Annotated in this window: 15 protein-coding genes; 5 read left to right on the forward strand and 10 right to left on the reverse strand. The window is 67.8% G+C overall.

The features are described 5' to 3' along the window. Nucleotides 1–156 precede the first annotated feature (156 nt). On the reverse strand, nucleotides 157–666 hold the full coding sequence (locus M673_RS17755; RefSeq protein WP_443111189.1) for an Lrp/AsnC family transcriptional regulator: 510 nt from the start codon (nucleotides 664–666) through the stop codon (nucleotides 157–159). Between the two features lie 90 nt (nucleotides 667–756). Between M673_RS17755 and M673_RS17760 the strand changes: the two genes are divergently transcribed. Beyond that, entirely contained in the window at nucleotides 757–1,164 is a 408-nt protein-coding gene (locus tag M673_RS17760; protein ID WP_061978046.1) for a DUF2000 family protein, read from the forward strand. A gap of 60 nt (nucleotides 1,165–1,224) precedes the next feature. Here M673_RS17760 and M673_RS17765 read toward each other — a convergent pair whose 3' ends face one another. Beyond that, nucleotides 1,225–2,121: a LysR family transcriptional regulator gene (locus tag M673_RS17765; RefSeq protein ID WP_061978047.1), complete on the reverse strand. Its 897-nt coding sequence runs from the start codon at nucleotides 2,119–2,121 to the stop codon at nucleotides 1,225–1,227. 102 nt (nucleotides 2,122–2,223) lie between these two features. Here M673_RS17765 and M673_RS17770 point away from each other — a divergent pair, with 102 nt between their 5' ends. Then, on the forward strand, nucleotides 2,224–3,093 hold the full coding sequence (locus M673_RS17770; protein ID WP_061978048.1) for an SDR family oxidoreductase: 870 nt from the start codon (nucleotides 2,224–2,226) through the stop codon (nucleotides 3,091–3,093). A 207-nt stretch (nucleotides 3,094–3,300) separates the two neighbouring features. On the opposite strand, the gene M673_RS17775 is transcribed toward M673_RS17770, so the two are convergent. From M673_RS17775 to M673_RS17795, 5 genes are read right to left on the reverse strand one after another with little or no spacing between them, the layout of a single operon-like run. Continuing rightward, nucleotides 3,301–5,307, reverse strand: a complete 2,007-nt coding sequence (locus M673_RS17775) for a CocE/NonD family hydrolase (protein WP_061978049.1) — start codon at nucleotides 5,305–5,307, stop codon at nucleotides 3,301–3,303. A 53-nt stretch (nucleotides 5,308–5,360) separates the two neighbouring features. Then, nucleotides 5,361–6,971: an ABC transporter ATP-binding protein gene (locus M673_RS17780; RefSeq protein WP_061978050.1), complete on the reverse strand. Its 1,611-nt coding sequence runs from the start codon at nucleotides 6,969–6,971 to the stop codon at nucleotides 5,361–5,363. Further along, on the reverse strand, nucleotides 6,968–7,783 hold the full coding sequence (locus M673_RS17785; protein ID WP_187301352.1) for an ABC transporter permease: 816 nt from the start codon (nucleotides 7,781–7,783) through the stop codon (nucleotides 6,968–6,970). The genes M673_RS17780 and M673_RS17785 overlap by 4 nt, the downstream gene beginning before the upstream one ends. 5 nt (nucleotides 7,784–7,788) lie before the next feature. Then, complete coding sequence (locus M673_RS17790) at nucleotides 7,789–8,736, reverse strand: ABC transporter permease (RefSeq protein ID WP_061978052.1); 948 nt, start codon at nucleotides 8,734–8,736, stop codon at nucleotides 7,789–7,791. Next, nucleotides 8,736–10,301 (reverse strand): ABC transporter substrate-binding protein, encoded by a 1,566-nt coding sequence (locus M673_RS17795; protein WP_061978053.1) that lies wholly within the window; start codon nucleotides 10,299–10,301, stop codon nucleotides 8,736–8,738. The genes M673_RS17790 and M673_RS17795 overlap by 1 nt, the downstream gene beginning before the upstream one ends. A 171-nt stretch (nucleotides 10,302–10,472) precedes the next feature. Here M673_RS17795 and M673_RS17800 point away from each other — a divergent pair, with 171 nt between their 5' ends. Next, nucleotides 10,473–10,721, forward strand: coding sequence for a CBU_0592 family membrane protein (locus tag M673_RS17800; RefSeq protein ID WP_061978054.1), 249 nt, complete (start codon nucleotides 10,473–10,475; stop codon nucleotides 10,719–10,721). A 53-nt stretch (nucleotides 10,722–10,774) separates the two neighbouring features. Here the strand turns inward: M673_RS17800 and M673_RS17805 are convergent, their stop codons facing one another. After that, entirely contained in the window at nucleotides 10,775–11,662 is an 888-nt protein-coding gene (locus tag M673_RS17805; RefSeq protein WP_061978055.1) for a LysR family transcriptional regulator, read from the reverse strand. A 137-nt stretch (nucleotides 11,663–11,799) separates the two neighbouring features. On the opposite strand from M673_RS17805, the gene M673_RS17810 reads away from it, so the two are divergent. After that, entirely contained in the window at nucleotides 11,800–13,197 is a 1,398-nt protein-coding gene (locus M673_RS17810; RefSeq protein ID WP_061978056.1) for a GntP family permease, read from the forward strand. Nucleotides 13,198–13,527: 330 nt separating this feature from the next. On the opposite strand, the gene M673_RS17815 is transcribed toward M673_RS17810, so the two are convergent. Then, on the reverse strand, nucleotides 13,528–14,337 hold the full coding sequence (locus tag M673_RS17815; protein WP_082639807.1) for a CpsD/CapB family tyrosine-protein kinase: 810 nt from the start codon (nucleotides 14,335–14,337) through the stop codon (nucleotides 13,528–13,530). Nucleotides 14,338–14,386: 49 nt separating this feature from the next. Further along, nucleotides 14,387–15,940 carry a GumC family protein gene (locus M673_RS17820; protein WP_061978058.1) on the reverse strand — a complete coding sequence of 518 codons (1,554 nt, stop codon included), beginning with the start codon at nucleotides 15,938–15,940 and terminating at the stop codon, nucleotides 14,387–14,389. Between the two features lie 485 nt (nucleotides 15,941–16,425). Between M673_RS17820 and M673_RS17825 the strand changes: the two genes are divergently transcribed. Next, on the forward strand, nucleotides 16,426–17,817 hold the full coding sequence (locus tag M673_RS17825) for a polysaccharide biosynthesis/export family protein (RefSeq protein WP_061978059.1): 1,392 nt from the start codon (nucleotides 16,426–16,428) through the stop codon (nucleotides 17,815–17,817). Nucleotides 17,818–17,866: the final 49 nt, after the last annotated feature.

Raw genomic sequence — 17,866 nt, forward strand, 5'->3', positions numbered from 1 at the left:
GCGCAATTGTTCCGGCTGGTGCGACCTGCGTCAGTCGACGGCCGCTATGCCTGGATATCCCGGTTCGGACTATCGACCACGCCCACACGAACATCGAGATAGTCGCCGCGCGCACGCCTGCCTGCGCGCCAAGACCCACGCTGAACACCCGTCGGTTTATTCGCTCGCGACCGGGCTCGGGCCGCGTTCGAGATAGGTCGACAGGGCGATGTAGCTTCTCGTTCCCTTGAAGCCTTCGATGGAATGGATGCGCTCCAGCAGGTCTTCCAGCGCCTGCGTGTCCCGCGTCCTGACCTTCAGAAGCATGGCGCTTTCGCCCGTCACCGTGTGGATCTCCTCGACCTCAGGCAGTTCCTTCAGGGCGAGGAGATGACGGGTCACCGCCCAGCTTGTCGTGTCGACATGCACGAAGGTCAGGAGCGGGCGTCCGAGCTTGGCCCCGTCGAGCACGGCCACGTTCGCCTTGATGACACCTTCCTGCCGCAGGCGCTTCACGCGCTCGTGGACGGCGGGCGCCGAGAGGTGGAGACGCTTTCCGAGATCGGCGTAGCTGCGGGAGGAGTCCTCCGCCAGAAGGCCTAACAGCGTTCGGTCCCTGTCATCCAGGCGAGCGGGCGGCGCGTGCCTTTGCCGAACGGGGTTCGGTTCTTCGCTCAACGCTCCGATCCTCCTTGGCGGTGAATGATGTTCGGCATTATCAAATTCCGATCTTACCCAATGCGGCATTATCGCCGTATGCGTGCCTTGAGGTAAAGCATGTTCGACACGAAGGCCGTCATCCTGGTTCTGGACGATCTGGCGATCTGGCAGAAGCTCAACGTCACCGCGTTTCTGGCGACCGGCCTCGCTTCGGCGGCGCCGGAAGCCATGGGGGCGCCGTATGAGGACGCTTCGGGGCGAGTGTTCGCCCGTCTCCTCGGGCAGCCGGTGCTGGTCTTCGCGGCGACGCCGGAGGACCTTCGCCGCGCTCACCGCGTCTCCGGCGAGAAGGGGCTTCTCACGGCTGCCTATGTCCGCGCGATGTTCTCGACCGGCCATGACGCGGCGAACCGCGAGGCGTTCAAGGCGGAGCCCGCCGACGCGCCCGATCTGGTCGGCATCGCCATCCGCGGCCCGAAGAAGGATGTCGACAAGGCGACCAAGGGCGCGAAGCTGCATCCATGACGGCCCTCCTTCAGCTGATCCCGCCTTCGTCGTCTCGATCACGCCCGGCAAAGGCGGCGATCAGGCCTCGACATAATTGGCCAACTCGTCGGGCGTCCCTTTCGGAAACGCGTCCTTCAAATGGTCGAGAAAGGCCGAGACGCGGGCGCTGAGAAGCCGTCGGCTCGGGTAGAGCGTCCAAAGGGCGATCTCCGGCCCTTCCACGTCGCCCCAGAGAACCAGCCGCCCCGAGGCGAGATCATGGCTGACGAGGGAGATCGGCAGCCGGGCGACGCCGACCCCCATGCGGGCCGCATCGCGCACCATGACGAGCGACGACAGGCTGAGCATGGGCTCGACGAGGATGCTCGTTTCGCCCTCGTTCGTCGTCATCCGCCAGATCTCCGGCGGGCGGGTGGCCGCGCCCCGAACCACGGCGGGAACGGGCGATCCCGCCGCTTGCGCCCGCAGGGTCGGGCTCGCCACGACCACCAGCCGGTCGCGCAGGAAGATGCGCCCCACGAGACTGTCGTCCGGCTCCGGGTTCACCCGGATCACGAGGTCGAAGGCTTCCTCCACCATGTCCACGGCGCGATCCTCCGTCGTGACCTCGAGCCGCACCTCGGGATGCTTCAGCGCGAACCCAGCGGCGAGCTTGCCCATGGCGGTCTGCGAAAAGAGCAGCGGCGCGCTGATGCGCAGCCGCCCGCGCGGCCGATGCCCGCCCGAGGCGATGGCGGACGCGGTCTCCTGAAGGTCGGTCAAAAGCACGGCCGTCCGCTCGAACAGGGCTCGCCCTTCCTCCGTCAGCTTCAGCGCGCGTCCACCGCGTTCGAACAAACGCAGGTCCAGGCTGGCTTCGAGTTCGGACACCCGGCGCGAGAGCGTCGCCTTCGGACGCCCCGTCGCGCGCGCGGCCCGGCCGAAGCCTTCGTGCCGGGCAACAAGGTTGAAATCGGCAAGCGCGAGAAGGTCCATCTGTTCCACCAGCGAGACGGCGTGTCCAAAAGCGGCGTCTATCGGGAGCTTAGTGGATCACCGATCTTGCGTCTGTCGTCAAATGCAAACCGGAGCTTTCCCATGACCATCCTCGTTACCGGCGCCACGGGCACCGTTGGCCGCAACGTCATCGAGCAACTCATCTCGCGAGGGGCCGATGTTCGCGCCCTCGTCCGCGATCCCGCAAAGGCCAATCTCCCCTCGAACGTCGATCTCGTGCAGGGCGACCTTCTGGATGTCGACGCGATCCGGCGTGCGCTGCGGGGCGTCTCGACGCTGTTTCTCCTCAACGCCGTCGTGCCGGAGGAATTCACGCAGGCGCTGATCACTCTCAACCTCGCCCGGGACGCGGGGGTCGAGCGGCTCGTTTATCTCTCCGTGATCCATAGCGACGTCTATGTGAACGTGCCGCATTTCGCGGGCAAGTTCGGCGTCGAGCGCATGATCGAGGAGGCCGGCTTCGGCGCGACCATCCTGCGCCCGGCCTATTTCATGAACAACGATCTCACGATCAAGGACGTGGTGACCGGCCATGGCGCCTACCCCATGCCCATCGGCGCCAAGGGCCTCGCCATGGTCGACGCGCGCGACATCGGCGAGATCGCGGCCATTGAGCTGATCCGCCGCGAGCGGTCGGCGCAGGCGCTGCCGCTCGAACGCATCAACGTCGTCGGCCCCGACACGCTCACTGGCCCGGATGTCGCCGGGATTTGGACCGAGCTGCTGGGCCGCCCGATCGCTTACGGCGGCGACGATGGTGCCGGGTTCGAGCAGAACCTGCGGCAGTTCATGCCGGGCTGGATGGCCTATGACATGCGCCTGATGGCGGAGCGCTTCGTGACCGACGGCATGGTGCCGCAAGCCGGCGACGTCGATCGCCTGACCGCGCTTCTCGGGCGCCCGCTGCGCACGTATCGCGACTTCGCGGCCGAGATCACGGCGACGGCCTGAGCGCTACCGTCCTGATAAAACCAAGCCAGGCATGCTGCCTTTCCCCGCCGATCGGTAGAACCTGCCGATCGGCGCGCCGTTACGCACGGGACTTGGATGGGGACCCCATCCGCCTTTTCTCGACCAGCCCGCAATCGGAGTCCAGGAAACCCGGTCAAGAAGAGACATGCTCGCAAGGGAGCCGATGCCGATCGGCGGTGCGGAGCCCTACAGATGGTCCCGGGCGATACGCTCGTCCCAGTCGCGCCGGTGGACCTCCTGACCGTTCTCGAAGGCCACATGCTGTCCGGTGAGGTGGAAGGTCTCGCGATCGGATGTGAGTTCGCAGCGGGTTTCGGTTCGCGTGCGCCAGCCCTCGCGGCCCATCTCGTAGCTTTGGGTCAGCACGTAGCGCGCCGAGAGCGGGTCGTCGTCGCGGATGGTCAGCTCGCGCCGCAGCGCGTGCGAGAGCTCGGTGCCGATCTCGTCGAAGCGCAGCACGCCTTCGCCGAACAGGCCGCCGACGCCCTCGGTGACATAGAGCGTCTCGCCGGTGACGTGATCCTGCGTCGACCAGCGACGCACCGAGCCGGGATCGAGCTGGGTGGTCGGCGTCGCCGATCCGCGCTCGGGCGGTGGGAAGGTGGGCGAAACGTCGTCGTCCCGCTCGCGCCGGGGCAGCTCCAGCCGGCTGGCGCCCGTGTCCACCGTCAGCGTCGCGGCATAGGGCGCCGGCCAGACCAGCGGCCAATAGGCCGTGGCGACGGCGAGACGGATACGGTTGCTGGCGGCGAAGCGATGCCCGCAATCGTTCAGCTTGATGCGGACATCGACCCACTCGCCGGGCGTCAGCGCCTCGGGCGCCTCGTGCCCGTCGCGATGGGCGAGGTTCAGCACCTGATAGGAAACGCGCACCGCTTCGCCGCCGGGCAGCACCTCGGACAGGCGCACGGCGATCTGCGCCTGCGGCGCGTCGGCCTTGAGGCGCAAGTGGAGAACCGGCGCGCCGAGAACCGGCAGGGCTGCCTCCAGGGGTGCCGTCTCGAACAGGAGCGCGCCGCCATCGTCCAGCCGCTGGTCCACCGGCATTTCGCCGACGCAGCCCGTGCCCATCCATTCGCCGCCGGCGCGGCCATGGCTCTGCGGCGAGCGGATGGAGCGCTCGCCCGCGATGGAGGTGCCGTCGAGGCGCAGCGAGCCGTCCGGCGCAAGGCCGAGGGCGAGCGGGCGGATCTGGGGCGAGGGGAGGGCGGGCTCGCCGACCCAGCGGCCCGGCGTCTCCCCGCGCGTGCCGTCCGGGGGGTAGGAGTCCGAGAGCCAGGCGCGCAGCATCGGCTCCCGCATGATGCCGCGATCCTGGCCTTTCAGCCAATGGTCCCACCAGCGCACGGCCTCCTGCAGGAAGCCGATGGCGGGGCCGGGCACGCCGTCCTGCGGATAGATATGGCCCCAGGGGCCGATGATGCCGAGGCGCGGCACACGGAGCTTTTCCAGAAGCCGCGGCACGGCATTGGTGTAGCTGTCGGCCCAGCCGCCGATGGCGAGCACCGGGCACTCGATGGCCGACCAGTCCTCCTGCACCGAGCCATGCTTCCAATACTCGTCGTAGCGCTGGTGGCGCATCCAGAGCGCGGGAAAGAAGGGCAGATGGTCGAGCCGCTTCAGCCAGCTTTCGCGCCAGGACGGGCCGACGATCTCGGGATCGAGCGGGCGCGACTGGTAGGCGAGCATGATCGCCCCCCACCAGAGATTGTCGTTGAGCAGGCACCCGCCCATGTAGTGGATGTCGTCGCGGAACCGGTCGTCGGTGGAATAGGCGGTGATGATGGCTTTGAGCGCCGGCGGACGGCGCGCGGCGACCTGCAACCCGTTGAAGCCGCCCCAGCTCTTGCCCATCATGCCGACCGCGCCCGAGCACCAGGGCTGCTCGGCGATCCAGGCGATCACCTCCAGCGCGTCGTCCTGCTCCTGGAGGAGATATTCGTCCTCCATCAGCCCGTCGGATTCGCCGGTGCCGCGCATGTCGACACGCAGCGCGGCATAGCCGTGCTCGGCGAAATAGCCGTGCATGGGCTCGTCGCGCCCGCGCGTGCCATCGCGTTTGCGATAGGGAATGTATTCCAGAATGGCCGGCACGGGCGCGGCCTCGGCCCCTTCGGGCAGCCAGAGGCGCGCGCCGAGGCGCGTTCCGTCGATAAGCGGAATCCAGAGATGCTCGATGGTTTGAACGGCCATGCTGGGACCTTGCGACCAGGAATGCGGTAGGGAATGTCGGTGATCGGGGCGGATCAGCCCCCAGTGGCGGCGCGTCGCGCCGTGAGCTCGTCGAGCCAGTCCGTTCGCAGTTCCGGGATGGAGGCGACGAGCCGTCCCGTATAGGGCTCGAAGGGCGGCTCGAAGATCGCCGCCGTGGGGCCGGTCTCCACCACCTTGCCGAGTTGCATGACCATGGTCCGGTCCGCCAAGCGGCGCACGACGCCGAGATCGTGGGTGATGAAGAGATAGGCGACCTTGAGTTCGTCCTGCAGCGCGCGCAGAAGGCGCAGCATCTCCTCGGCCACCAGCGGATCGAGCGCCGAGGTGACCTCGTCGCAGATGATGAGATCGGGCTTGGCGGCGAGCGCGCGGGCAAGGCACACGCGCTGCTTCTGGCCGCCCGACAGGGCGGAGGGCAGGCGGTCGGCGAACTCCACTGGGAGGCCGATCTGGCCGAGCAGCCGCTCGACCTCCGCCGCCAGCGCCTTGCCTTTCAGGTCGAAATAGAAGCGCGCCGGGCGGCCGATGATCTCGCCGACGGTCTGGCGCGGATTGAGCGCGACGTCGGGCAGCTGGTAGACGAGCTGGATGCGGCGAAGCTGGTCCTTGCTGCGCTTGCGATAGTTCGGCGCCAGGGCCTCGCCGGCAAAGCGCACTTCGCCCTGCGAGGGCGTCAGGAGGCCGGTGACGACGCGCGCCAGGGTGGACTTGCCGGAGCCGGATTCACCGACCACCGCCAGCGTCTCGCCCCGCGCGAGGCGGCAGGAGACGTCCCCCAGCACGGTCGTCTTGCCGTAGCCCGCCGTCACACCGGTGACTTCGAGCAGTGGCTCGCCCGCCTGATGCTGCGCGCCGGTGCCGGCCAGCGCCGCGCCACGCTCGGCGACGAGACGACGGGTGTAATCGGCCGTTGGCGCCGAGATCAGCCGCGCGGTCTCGCCGGTCTCCACGAGCTTGCCGTGGCGCAGAACCATGAGCCGGTCGGCCACCTGCGCCACCACGGCGAGATCGTGGGTGATGTAGAGCCCGGCCGTCCGGTAGCGCGCGATCAGGCGCTTCAGGAGCGCCAGAACCTCGATCTGCACGGTGACGTCGAGCGCCGTGGTCGGCTCGTCCAGCACGAGAATGTCGGGGCGGCAGGACATGGCCATGGCGATCATGGCGCGCTGCAACTGGCCGCCGGAAACCTGATGCGGATAGCGCTGGCCGAACGTCTCGGGCGAGGGGAGATCGAGCGCGCGAAACAGCTCCAGCATCCAGCTCTCCGCCTCGCGCCGGTCCATGATGCCATGGCGCAAGGGGCCTTCGATCACCTGCGCGCCGATGCGCATGGCGGGGTTGAAGGCGTCGGCCGCGCTCTGCGCGACATAGGCGACGCGGGCGCCGCGCACGCTCTCGCGCACGGCGCGCCCGCCCGACATGAGATCCTGCCCGCCGACCGTGATCTCGCCGCCGGTAATGCGGCAGCCGCCGCGACCGTAGCCGAGCGCGGCGAGACCGATGGTCGACTTGCCCGCGCCGGACTCGCCGATCAGGCCGAGCACCTCGCCGCGCTCGAGCGCCAGATCGATCCCGTCCACCAGCACCGCGCCGTTCGGCGCCTCGACGCGCAGGCCCTTGATCGCCAAAATCGTGTCGCTCATCGCCCTTCGCCCTGGATGCTGGTGCGGTTGGCTAGCAGCCAGTCCACCACGAGATTGACCCCGACCGTCAGAAGCGCGATGGCGCCGGCGGGAAAGAGCGGCGCATAGAGGCCGTAGAGAATGCCCTGCTGGTTGTCGCGCACCATTCCGCCCCAGTCCGCGAAGGGCGGCTGGACGCCGAGGCCGAGGAAGGAAAGGCCCGCAACGAAGAGGAAGGTGAAGCAGAAGCGCAGGCCGAACTCGGCCACCAGCGGCGCGAAGGCGTTGGGCAGGACCTCGCGGCGGATCAGCCACCAGAAGCCCTCGCCGCGCAGCCGCGCGCTCTCGGCATATTCCATCACCGCGATGCCCTCGGCCAGGACCCGCGACAGGCGATAGACGCGTGTGGAGTCGAGAAGCGCGATCGTGACGATCAGCACGGGAAGCGAGGAGCCCAGCGCCTGCAAGACGACCAGCGCCGAGATCAGCACCGGCACGCACATGACCGTGTCGACGAGGCGCGAGAGAACCGTGTCGAACCAGCCGCCGACCAGCGCGGCCAGGAAGCCGAGCGGAATGCCGATCGAGAAGGAAAGGAGCGAGGCCGCCAGCGACACGCCGATCGACATCTGGGCTCCGGCCAGGACGCGCGAAAGCATGTCCCGCCCGTTCTGGTCGAGCCCCAACCAATAGTCGGCCGAGGGCGGGTCGAAGGGCATGCCGACGATCTGCTCCTCGCCATAGGGGGCGAGGATCGGGCCGAAGAGAAAGGCGAGGAGATTGGCGGCCAGGATGAACAGGCCGATCCACGCGGTGACGGGAATTTTCTTCATGGAACTCAGCGGGGATGGCGCAGGCGCGGGTTGAGCGCGATCGCGGCGATGTCGGCCACCATGTTGAGAAGCACATAGACGGCGGCGAAGACCATGGCGGCGGCCTGGACGAGCGGGAAGTCGCGCTTCGACACGGCGTCCACCAGGAAGCGGCCGAGGCCGTTATAGTTGAACACCGCCTCCACCAGCACGACGCCGGTGATGAGATAGGCGACGTTGAAGGCGACGACGTTGGCGATCGGCGCCGCTGCATTTGGCGTCGCGTGGCACAGCACGACGCGGCGCGTCTGCAGGCCTTTTAGAAAGGCCGTCTCGATATAGGCGCGGTCCATCACGGCCAGCACCGCCGTTCGCGTCATGCGCATCATCTGAGCGACGGTCACGAGAAGCAGCGTCAGCATGGGCAGGGTCGTCGCCTCGATCCAGGCCGAGAAGCCCATGCCGGGATAGGTGTCGGCCAGACTCGGCAGCCAGTTGGTCTGCACCGAGAAGACCAGGATCAGGAGCAGGCCGAGGAAATATTCCGGCAGCGAGACGGCGGTCAGCGCCAGGACGTTGGCGGCCCGGTCGAACAGGCTCCCCCGGCGCACCGCCGTCAGGATGCCGAGCCCGACGGCGAGCGGCACGCCGATCGCGGCGGCATAGGCGGCGAGCGCCATCGTGGCCCAGAAGCGCGGCCAGAGCAGAGCCGAGACCGGCTGGCCGCTGGCCAGACTCTGTCCGAGATCGCCGGTCGCGAAGCCCTTCAGCCACTGAAGGTAGCGGACCACCGCCGGAGCATCGAGCCCGAGTTCGGTCCGCAGCCGGGCGAGCGATTCCGGCGTCGCGTTCTGTCCCAGGATGGTGGAGGCGATGTCGCCGGGCAGGAGCTGCGTCCCGGCGAAGATCAGCACCGAGACCAGCCAGAGCGTGACGAGGCCGAGGCCCAGCCGCTTCAGGATCAGTTGGGTCATCAGGCGTCCAACCAGACCTTCTCGGCCAGACGCGCGCCCATGAAGTTGAACATGGGATGGGGCGTGACGCCCTTCACCTTGGTCGAGACGGCGTCGAGATAGTCGCCGAACATCGGGATGACGGCGCCGCCATCGTTGGAGATCAGCTCCTGCAGATGGGCGTAGATCTCGCCGCGCTTGGTCTGGTCCAGCATGGCGCGCGCCTCGACGAGAAGCTTGTCGAACTCCTCGTTCTTCCAATGCGTGTCGTTCTGCGAGGAGGAGGACTGGTAGGCGATGGACAGCATCTGGTCCGCCGTCGGCCGCCCGCCCCAATAGGACATGCAGAAGGGCGCCTTCATCCAGACATTGTCCCAATAGCCGTCCGCCGGCTCGCGCTTGATGGAAAGGTCGATCCCCGCTCCGGCCGCGGCCGTGCGATAGACCGCCGCCGCGTCCACCGCGCCGGCAAAGGCGGCGTCGGAGGCCGAGAGCGTGACGGGCAGCGAATCCAGCCCCGCCTGCTTCAGATGGTACTTCGCCTTGTCCGGGTCGTAGGCGCGCTGGGCCAGATCCTTGGCGAAGAACGGATCGGTGGAGGGGATCGGATGGTCGTTGCCGATCCGGCCGTAGCCGCGCAGCGCGGTCTGCAGAAGCTGCTGGCGGTCGATGCCGTATTTCAGCGCAAGGCGGATGTTGTTGTCGGTGAAGGGCTTCTGCGTGCAGTCCATCAGGAAGGTGAAATGCTGCCCGCCGGCGGACTGGACGACCTGCAGGCGCGGGTTGCGCTTGAGAAGATCCACCGTCTTGAAGTCGACGCGGTTGATGGCGTGAACCTGGCCCGACATCATCGCGTTGGTGCGCGCCGAAATGTCGTTGATGACGATGACCTCGACCGCGTCGACATTGGCGCAGTTCGGCTTCCAGTAGCTCTCGTTGCGCTTGAAGCGCGAGCGAACGCCGGGATCGTAGGTCTCGAAAACGAAGGGGCCGGTGCCGACCGGCTTGGTCCAGTCGGTGAACCCGTCCGGCACGACAAGGAAGTGATAGTCCGACAGGACATAGGGAAGGTCGGCATTGCCGTCCTTCAGCGTGATCGCGATCTGCCGATCCGAAAGCTTCTTCACGTCCGCGATGCCGGCGGCCACGGCCCGCGCGGCGGAGGAGGTGTCGCCGCGATGCAGGTTGATGGAATAGATGACGTCCTCGACGGTCAGGGACTTGCCGTCGTGGAAGGTCACGCCCTGGCGCAGGTCGAAGACCCATTCCGTGGCGCCGGGCTTGGCCTCCCAGCGCTCCAGGAGTTCGGGAACGGCCTTGTTGTCCTTGTCGATCTCGACCAGCCCGTTCATCAGCATGAAGGCTTGGTTCACAGGAACCCAGTCGGTCAGCTTGCGCGGGTCCAGCGTGTCGGAGGTCGAGCCGCCGCCGATGCCGAGCTTCAGGACGCCGCCCTTGCGGGGCGTCGCCTCCTGCGCCCGCGCGCCGGGCAGGCCGGCGGGCAGGAGCAGCCCGGCGCCGAGGGCGGCGGTGGAGGCCAGGAACGCGCGGCGATCGAGAGTGGAGGTGAAGGGGGAACGGGCCATGGGTGATTCCTGCCGGGCGAGCGACTGCGGGCTGAGACGTGCAAACAGTTAAAGCAATGTCCAAAAAGAGGGCAATGCTTTCTATGCATATCCCCATGCCAAATCGTCGGCTCCCGGCCTTCCCCGAATCCGCTTATGGGGCTCGCCTCAGCATCCAGGAAAGCTCTTCTCATGACCGTCGCAGATCTCATCGGCTTGACTGGTGTGGCGGCCTATCTCACAGCCTATGCGCTCCTGCAGCTGCGCACGCTGGCGGTCGACGATCCGCGCTATCTCGGGCTCAACGCCTTTGGTGGTGTGACGCTGCTCTACTCCTTGATTTTCAACTTCAATCTGGCAGCGTTCGTGACCCAGACCCTGTGGCTCGCCTTCACCGCCATCGGCTACTTTCGCGGCCGCCGCCTGCGCTCTCTGGCCTGAGGCCGAGAGCGGGCGGGAAGTCCTACCGGCGCGTCACAAGCGCTGCGTGTCGCTCAATTCTCGGTGGCGTTGGAGGCGATCAGCCAGTCCTCCAACTCGCGCACGATCCGTCTCGTGTGGCGATGCGCCGAGCGAATGACGTAGAAGCCGCCGTCCGTCCGAAATCGATAGGAATGGGCGGGAACGAGGCGCCCTTCCGCGATCTGCTGCCCGATGATCCAGGTCCAGCCCAGCGCGATGCCGATGCCCTCGGCAGCCGCCTCCACCGCGAGCCGATAGTCGCCGAGGCGCCAGTGGCGCGTGTCGTCCGGCATGGCGAGACCGGCCCCGGCGCACCAGTCGGTCCAGCCCATCCACTCGCGGCGCGGGTCCTCGATCGAGAGAAGCGTCGGCGGGCGCCACTCGTCCAGCGGCAACCCGCCGGGGAGGGTGACCGGGACGATCTCCTCCTCGCCGAGTTTCACGGCATGGACGCCGCTCGGGCGGTGGCGCCGGTAAAAGATGGCGAGGTCGAACTCGTCGAGGCGCAGATGGTCGAAATCGTCGGTGACGCGCAGGCGCAGCTCCAGCTCCGGGATCTCGGCACTCATCCGTTTCAGCCGGGGCATGAGCCAGAGATCGCCGATGCCGCGCGAGCAGGCCAGCGTCACCTGGCGCGGCCCGCTCCAGGCCCGCACGCTGTCGGTGACGCCGGCCATCTCGTTGAGAAGCCGGACGATTTCCACCGCGTAGGTTTCGCCCGACGAGGTGAGGTGGACGCCGGACGGCGTGCGCACGAATAGGCTGGTGCCGACGAAGGCCTCGAGCTTGGCGATCTGCCGGCTCACCGCGCTCTGCGTGAGGGCCAGTTCGCGCCCGGCCCGCGAGAAGCTCCCGACACGCACAACGGCTTCGAAGACGACAAGCGCGTCGAGGGGAGGGAGGCGGCGGCCGAGAATCATGACGGGTCTGTCGCAAATCGCGGGTTGGCGCGCAACGATCCCTCTTTCCCACCGTGCCGGGCTGAGGTCCCTTCGCTTGACCGCGAACTGGCTCTATACGCTCGCTCGTCGAGCCCTCAACCCATCGCAGGCACGCCATGACCTCTGTCGATATCCAGCTTCTTGCAACGGCCGCCGGCGGGGTGCTGCTGCTGGTCGTTCTCATCGTCTCGCGCAGTCGGCTGCATCCGCTTCTGGCGCTCCTGATCACCTCGCTCGGCGTCGGGCTCGCTGCGGGAATGCCGAGCGAGACGGTTCTGAAATCCATCGAATCGGGCGCGGGCCATACGCTGGGCGCCGTCGGCCTCGTGGTCGCGCTCGGCGCCATGCTCGGCAAGATCCTGGCCGATGCGGGTGTCACCGAGAGCATTTCCGAGCTGATCCTGCGCAAGACCTCCGTCCGCCTCCTGCCTTGGGCGATGGCCGGCGCCGCGTTCGTGATCGGCATTCCCATGTTCTTCGAAGTGGGGCTTGTGGTTCTCCTGCCGCTGATCTTCGGCGTCGCGCGCAAGCTCGACGCCGCGTCGAGCATCAAGGGTTCTGCCTATGTCTATGTCGGGGTGCCGGTGATCGCCGCGCTCGCCGCCATGCACGGTATGGTGCCCCCGCATCCCGGCCCTCTGACGGCGATCGCGGCGCTGAACGCCAATGTCGGCGCGACCATGCTCTATGGTTTCATCGCCGCCATTCCCGCGATCGTCCTCGGCGGTCCGCTCTACGGCGCCCTCGTCACGCCGCGCATGAGCGTCACGCCCGACCAGACCCTTCTCGACCAGTTCGTGGCCAAGCGGGCGAGCGACGATTTCGGCGCGTCGCTGCCTCGGCCAAGCCTCGGCCTCGGTCTCCTCGCCACGCTTCTGCCCGCGCTCCTCATGCTGCTGAACGCGATGGCGGAGCTCGTCTTCGCCAAGGATTCGGCGATCGTTCACGCCACGGGCTTCATCGGTCACCCCGTGATCGCGATGCTTCTCGGCGTCTTGTTTGCGTCCCTCGTGCTGGTGCTGCTACGGGGCGGCGCGTCCGAAGCCCTGCGCGGCGCCCTGTCGGCCAGCGTCAAGCCGATCGCCAACGTGCTTCTCATCATTGCCGGCGGCGGCGCCTTTCAGCGCGTTCTGACCGATGCCAAGGTCGGCGACGCGATCATGCACATGAGCCAGCAGCTTTCGCTTTCCCCGCTCATTCTCGGCTGGATCATCTCCATGCTCCTATCGGTGTCGACGGGCTCGGCAACGGTCGGCATCGTCGGCGCGTCCGGGCTTCTCGCCCCGCTGGCCGCCAGCGGCGTGGCGGTCAACGCGCCCTTGCTGGCCTTGTCGATCGGCTGCGGATCGCTGTTCTTCAACTACGCCAACCATGCCGGCTTCTGGCTGGTGAAGGAATCCTTCGGCATGAGCATGGGAGAAGCGACCGCCACGATCTCCACCATCCAGTCGATCGTCTCGCTGGTCGGGCTCGCGATGGTGCTTCTCATGAACCTTCTTCCGCCGCTGGCCTGACGCGGCGAAGCAAGGCGTCTTCGCCCGTCAGTTCCGGCCGAGGAACCTCCACAGCACGACGATGCCCGCCAAGGCCGAAACCCAGCTGAGGGCGATCCAGCCCAGCATTCGGTATCCCTTGGGAACCCGATGCGAGCGGCGAGGGGAGACGCGCGGTCTGGCCTTTCTGGAGGAGAGCGGATCGGACGTGGCGCGTCTCCCATGGCGGTCCGGCCGTCCCGCCGGGGGACGGGCATTAAGGGTTGCGCCCATCTTATCCCCGGAACGTCCGGGGTCGAGAGAGAAATGGGCGTCCCGCTCAACCTGCGGCGGGACTTTCTCGGCCTGGGCTCACCGCCCGCCGGGCTCGTGGCATTTGTTGAGAACGACCCCCAGGAGATGGCTCTCCTCGTCCAGTTCGCGCTCGCAGGTGTCGATCTCGTATACCGTGCTGACCCCTGCCGCCGCGACGAGCAGGATGCAGTCGAGATGGGGAAGGAAGGCGAGCAACTCGTCGCTGGTGCGCTGGGGCGGCAGGTCGATCAGCATGATGTCGGGTTCCAGCGTCCGCTCCAGCGTTTCCAGCGCGCTTCCCGTCTGCCGCCCGTGCAGGATCTCCGTCGTGAAGCTCTCTGTGCAGCCATTGAGGCCGAGCGCCAGATTGTCGGCATGGCGCAGGAAGACGTCCTCGACCGCGCTTCTCCCCTGGAGAAACCGCGCCATGCTCGGCGCCTGGCCGACGCCGAACAGATCGGCGAGGCTGGTCCGGCTGAGATCGAGATCCAGAAGCGCGACGCGGCATTCCAGATGGTGGGCGAGGCTGAAGGCGAGATTGGCGCAGACCATCGTCTTGCCGCAGCCGGCGGTCGGGGAGGTGACGCCGACGCGCCGCCAGTTGTTCTCGCCCATGGTCTTGAGCATCCGGGTGCGCATGATGTCGAAGGCGACATGCGCGGGGTCGCGGCGCTCCAGCGTGACGATGCGCCGATCCGACAGGCGCGATGGTTCGAGCGGGATCGACCGCAGAGCCCGCCAGGCTTGCCGGACCTGCGCTTGGCCGGTGTCGGTCCGATCGACGCTCCCTTCCTCGTCCATGGCAGGGGCGGGAAGGAGACCCCGGGGCCGTGCCTTCAGGAGATTGGTCCGGGGACTGTCCATCATATTCGCCTCGCGGGGCACCAGAGCAACGAGCGGAAAAGAGCGGTCTCGATCAGCCGTAACCCATGCGGAACAGGATGCGGCTGGAGGCGGCGTCGATGATCTCGCGATGCGCCTCGATGGCGTAGAGCGCGACCGGGAGAACGGCGAGCAGCACCATGAGCGAAAGGGCCATGCCGACGCGCCGGCTGAAGCGCTCCTGCCGGGTGCGGATGAACGGGATCACCGCAAAAGTCTCGATCTCGGTTGCCTGTGCCAGTTCCAGGGGGCGGCGGACGCTCCGGTTGGTCATTTCCAGAAGCACCAGCAGGCCGAGGGAGAGGCCCATCCCGGCCGCGAAGCTGCCGAAGGCGATCTTGAGCCGGTTGGGCCTGATCGGATCGTGCGGCTGGACGGGAGGATCGACCAGCGCCAGCTTTTCGCCCTTGGCGCGCAGTTCGATCTGCTCCCCCGTGCTGGCGGCCGCCAGCCGGGCGACGGCGGAATCATACTCCGTCTGCGTGTTCCGGCTGGTGCGCTCGAGCGCGTTCAGGACCGAGGCGTTGCCCGGTGTGGCGACGATGGAGCGCGACAGTTCTTCGAGGGCGCTCGAAGTGGAGGCCCGCTCCTTGGCGATGAAGTCGAGCTGCCCGTCGATATCGGCCAGTTGCAGCGCCGTGGAAGAGGGCGGCGAACGGCCCTTGTCCGGGCTGGGATTGCCGAGGCGCTGAGCGCGCACCGCAGCTTCCAGCGCGGCGATCTGGCTCTGGAGGGACCTTATGCCGGGGCTGGCGTCCGTGAACAGCGCGCGCTGCGCCAGAAGGGTTCGCCGGTACTGGTCCAGCAACTGCTCCTCGGGCGTCAGGGCGGCGGTGGGGCCGAGGCTGGGTTCGGCCATGTCGGCGAACTGCTGGAGATTGGTGCGCCGGCTTCGCAAGGCCGCCGCTTCTCGTTCGAGCTGCAGGAGGCGCTCCTGCAGGGCGCCCTGCTCCTGGCGGCGGAAGTCCAGACTGTCGGGCAGCGCGTTCCGGTGCTCGTTCTTGAAGTTCAGGATGCGGCTTTCCTGGCCGCTCAGCACCGCGTCGAGCCGCTTCACCTCGCCCTGGAAGAAGGCCATCGTGTCCAAGGCGCGGTCGGTCCGGGTCCGGCTGTTCATGCGCAGGATGCGATCCACCAGCTCCTCGACGACCTGGAAGGCGATCTCGGGGCGGGCGGCGTCGAACGAGACGGCGAAGCTGATGGCATTGGAACCGGCCGCGCCATCCAGTCCGACCGGCTCGATCCCGGCGCGCGAGCGCATGTCGGCGACGATATCGAGCGCGGTCAGGTTGCCCCGATCGGGATAGATGTCGAAGCGATCGGCGAGGGCGAGGAGGCTCGGCCCGTTCAGAACTTGTTGCTGAATGATCTGCAACTGACCGGCCGTGTTGGGCGGGACGGTGGAGGGGGCGAGCGTTTCGGAAATCTGCGGCGGCTCCACCATCAGCGTCGCGGAGGAGCGGTAGGTGCGCGGCAGGAGATGGGCGATCGTGACGCCCAGCGCCGTGACGAGGCAGACGATGGCGACGATCATCGGCAGGCGCCGAAGAAGGATCGACAGGTAGAAACGAAGATCGAGATCGCCCATCGTCGCGTTCCAGCCTCGAACGCGGGGCCGCTCGCCCCGCTTGCCGCGGATCGGCAGACCGGGCTCGCCGTGTGGCGCGTCCGGTCTGCCGGGAGAAGCGTAGTCGCGGCGCGGGGTGCTGTATATCGACCCGGCGGGTCATCAATAGGAGGTAGGGCAGATTACGCCGCTCCCTCTTTTCGCGGGGGAGGCGACACGCCGGAGACGGGTCACGGGCTGGCGCGGCGCTGTTTTGAGGCGATCGCGCGGGCGCTAGAAGAGGGTGGCCGCGAGGCTGGAGGGGAGGGGGTGGCCTTCGCCGAAAGGCTGAGGCCGTCGCTAAAAGGTGGACCCCGCAGCCGTTTTGGCAGGGGCCCGGTCGATTGCCACGCGGCGCCGCCCGTCGCCATACTTCGCGCGTCTTCCACTTGATCGGGCATGGGACGATGCGTTCGACTTCGATGGCATCGGGCAGGCGATGGCCCCTTCTCGGCGGGTTACTCTGCATGGCGCTCCTGGCCGGCGCAGGAAGCGCTCCGGCCTATCCCCTGCCGCCCCAGACCAGGATTCGCCTCTCGGTGGTTCAGTGGAACCCGGCGCGGGGCGACTATGCCCGGTGGGACGCGGTCAGTGGCGACTATGTCGTCTCAGCGAACGAGACGATCCTGCTGCCCCTGATCGGCACGCTTGAGACCAAGGGTCTGGACGAAGCGGCGCTGGCCACCGAGATCGAGGCGCGGCTGAAGGACAAGGTCGGCCTCGTCGCCCTGCCGGATGCCCGCGTCGAGATCGCGGACTATCCGCCGTTCTACGTTCTGGGCAGCGTCGCCCAGCCCGGCGCCTTTCCGTTTCGGCCTGGGATCGACGCTCTCCAGGCCGTGGCCGTCGCGGGCGGCCTGTATCGGGCACAAGGCGAGGCGGGCGCGAGCGACGAGATCGGGCGCCTCGGCGACCTGCGAACCATGAAGGACGACATCCTGCGCATGCGCGGGCGGCTCGCGCGGCTTCAGGCCGAACGGGCGGGCGCCAAGGACATCACCTTTCCGGCCGAGCTGACCGACGGGTCGGGCGGGCCGCTCGCCGACGAAATTCAGGCGCAGGAGCGGCTGATCTTCACGACGCGCGCCAGCGGGCTGGAGCGCCAGCTGACCACGCTCGACGAGTTGAAGACGCTGTTCGCGGCGGAGATCGACGTGCTCGGCCAGAAGGGCCGGGCGCTGGAGCGCGCGCTGGAGACGATGCGGCGGGACCTGACCAATGTCGAGCGCTTGGTGGAACAGGGCGTCGCGACCGCCGGGCGGCGCTCGGACCTGGAGCGGGCCGTTTCCAGCCTGGACGCCGAACGCCTCGACCAGGTGACCGCGACCATGCGCGCGCGCCAGAGCCTCAACCAGGCGACGCGCGACGGGCTGAGCCTGCGCGACAAGCGCGCCACCGACATCGCCAGCGATCTCCAGAGCGTGCAGGCCGACATCCAAAGACTGCAGACGCGGCGCGACGTCGTGGAACGGCTGCTGTTGGCAAGTGCGCTGGAGTCCAGGGTGGGGGAAGCCGAGGGTCAAGCTCCGACGCTGCGCTACATCGTGGTGAGGAAGTCGGCCGACGGGACGCGAGAGATCGCGGCAGACGAGGCCACCGCGCTTCAGCCGGGCGATGTTCTGAAGGTCGATCTGGTGCCGCCGGCACGCGGCAACGGGCGCGGGAGCGGGCCGGTGGCACAGCGAGCCGCCCCGCCTCGCGAAGCGCCGGGCGCACGCGTCGAGGCCGACCTGGGCGGCCCGACGCGCCCTGCGCCCGGTCGTGGGACTTCGGCCGTCGCGATGTCCGGAACTGGCGGGGAGGCCTCGTTCACGACTGGCTTGCCTGAAGCTCGAATGGCGGCCGGGCTCGCGCCGTAGAAACACCTCTACGGCCGGGGCATCGTTCCTCGCTCGTCGCCATGGCGGG

Source organism: Aureimonas sp. AU20, from assembly GCF_001442755.1.
Classification (GTDB): Bacteria; Pseudomonadota; Alphaproteobacteria; order Rhizobiales; family Rhizobiaceae; genus Aureimonas.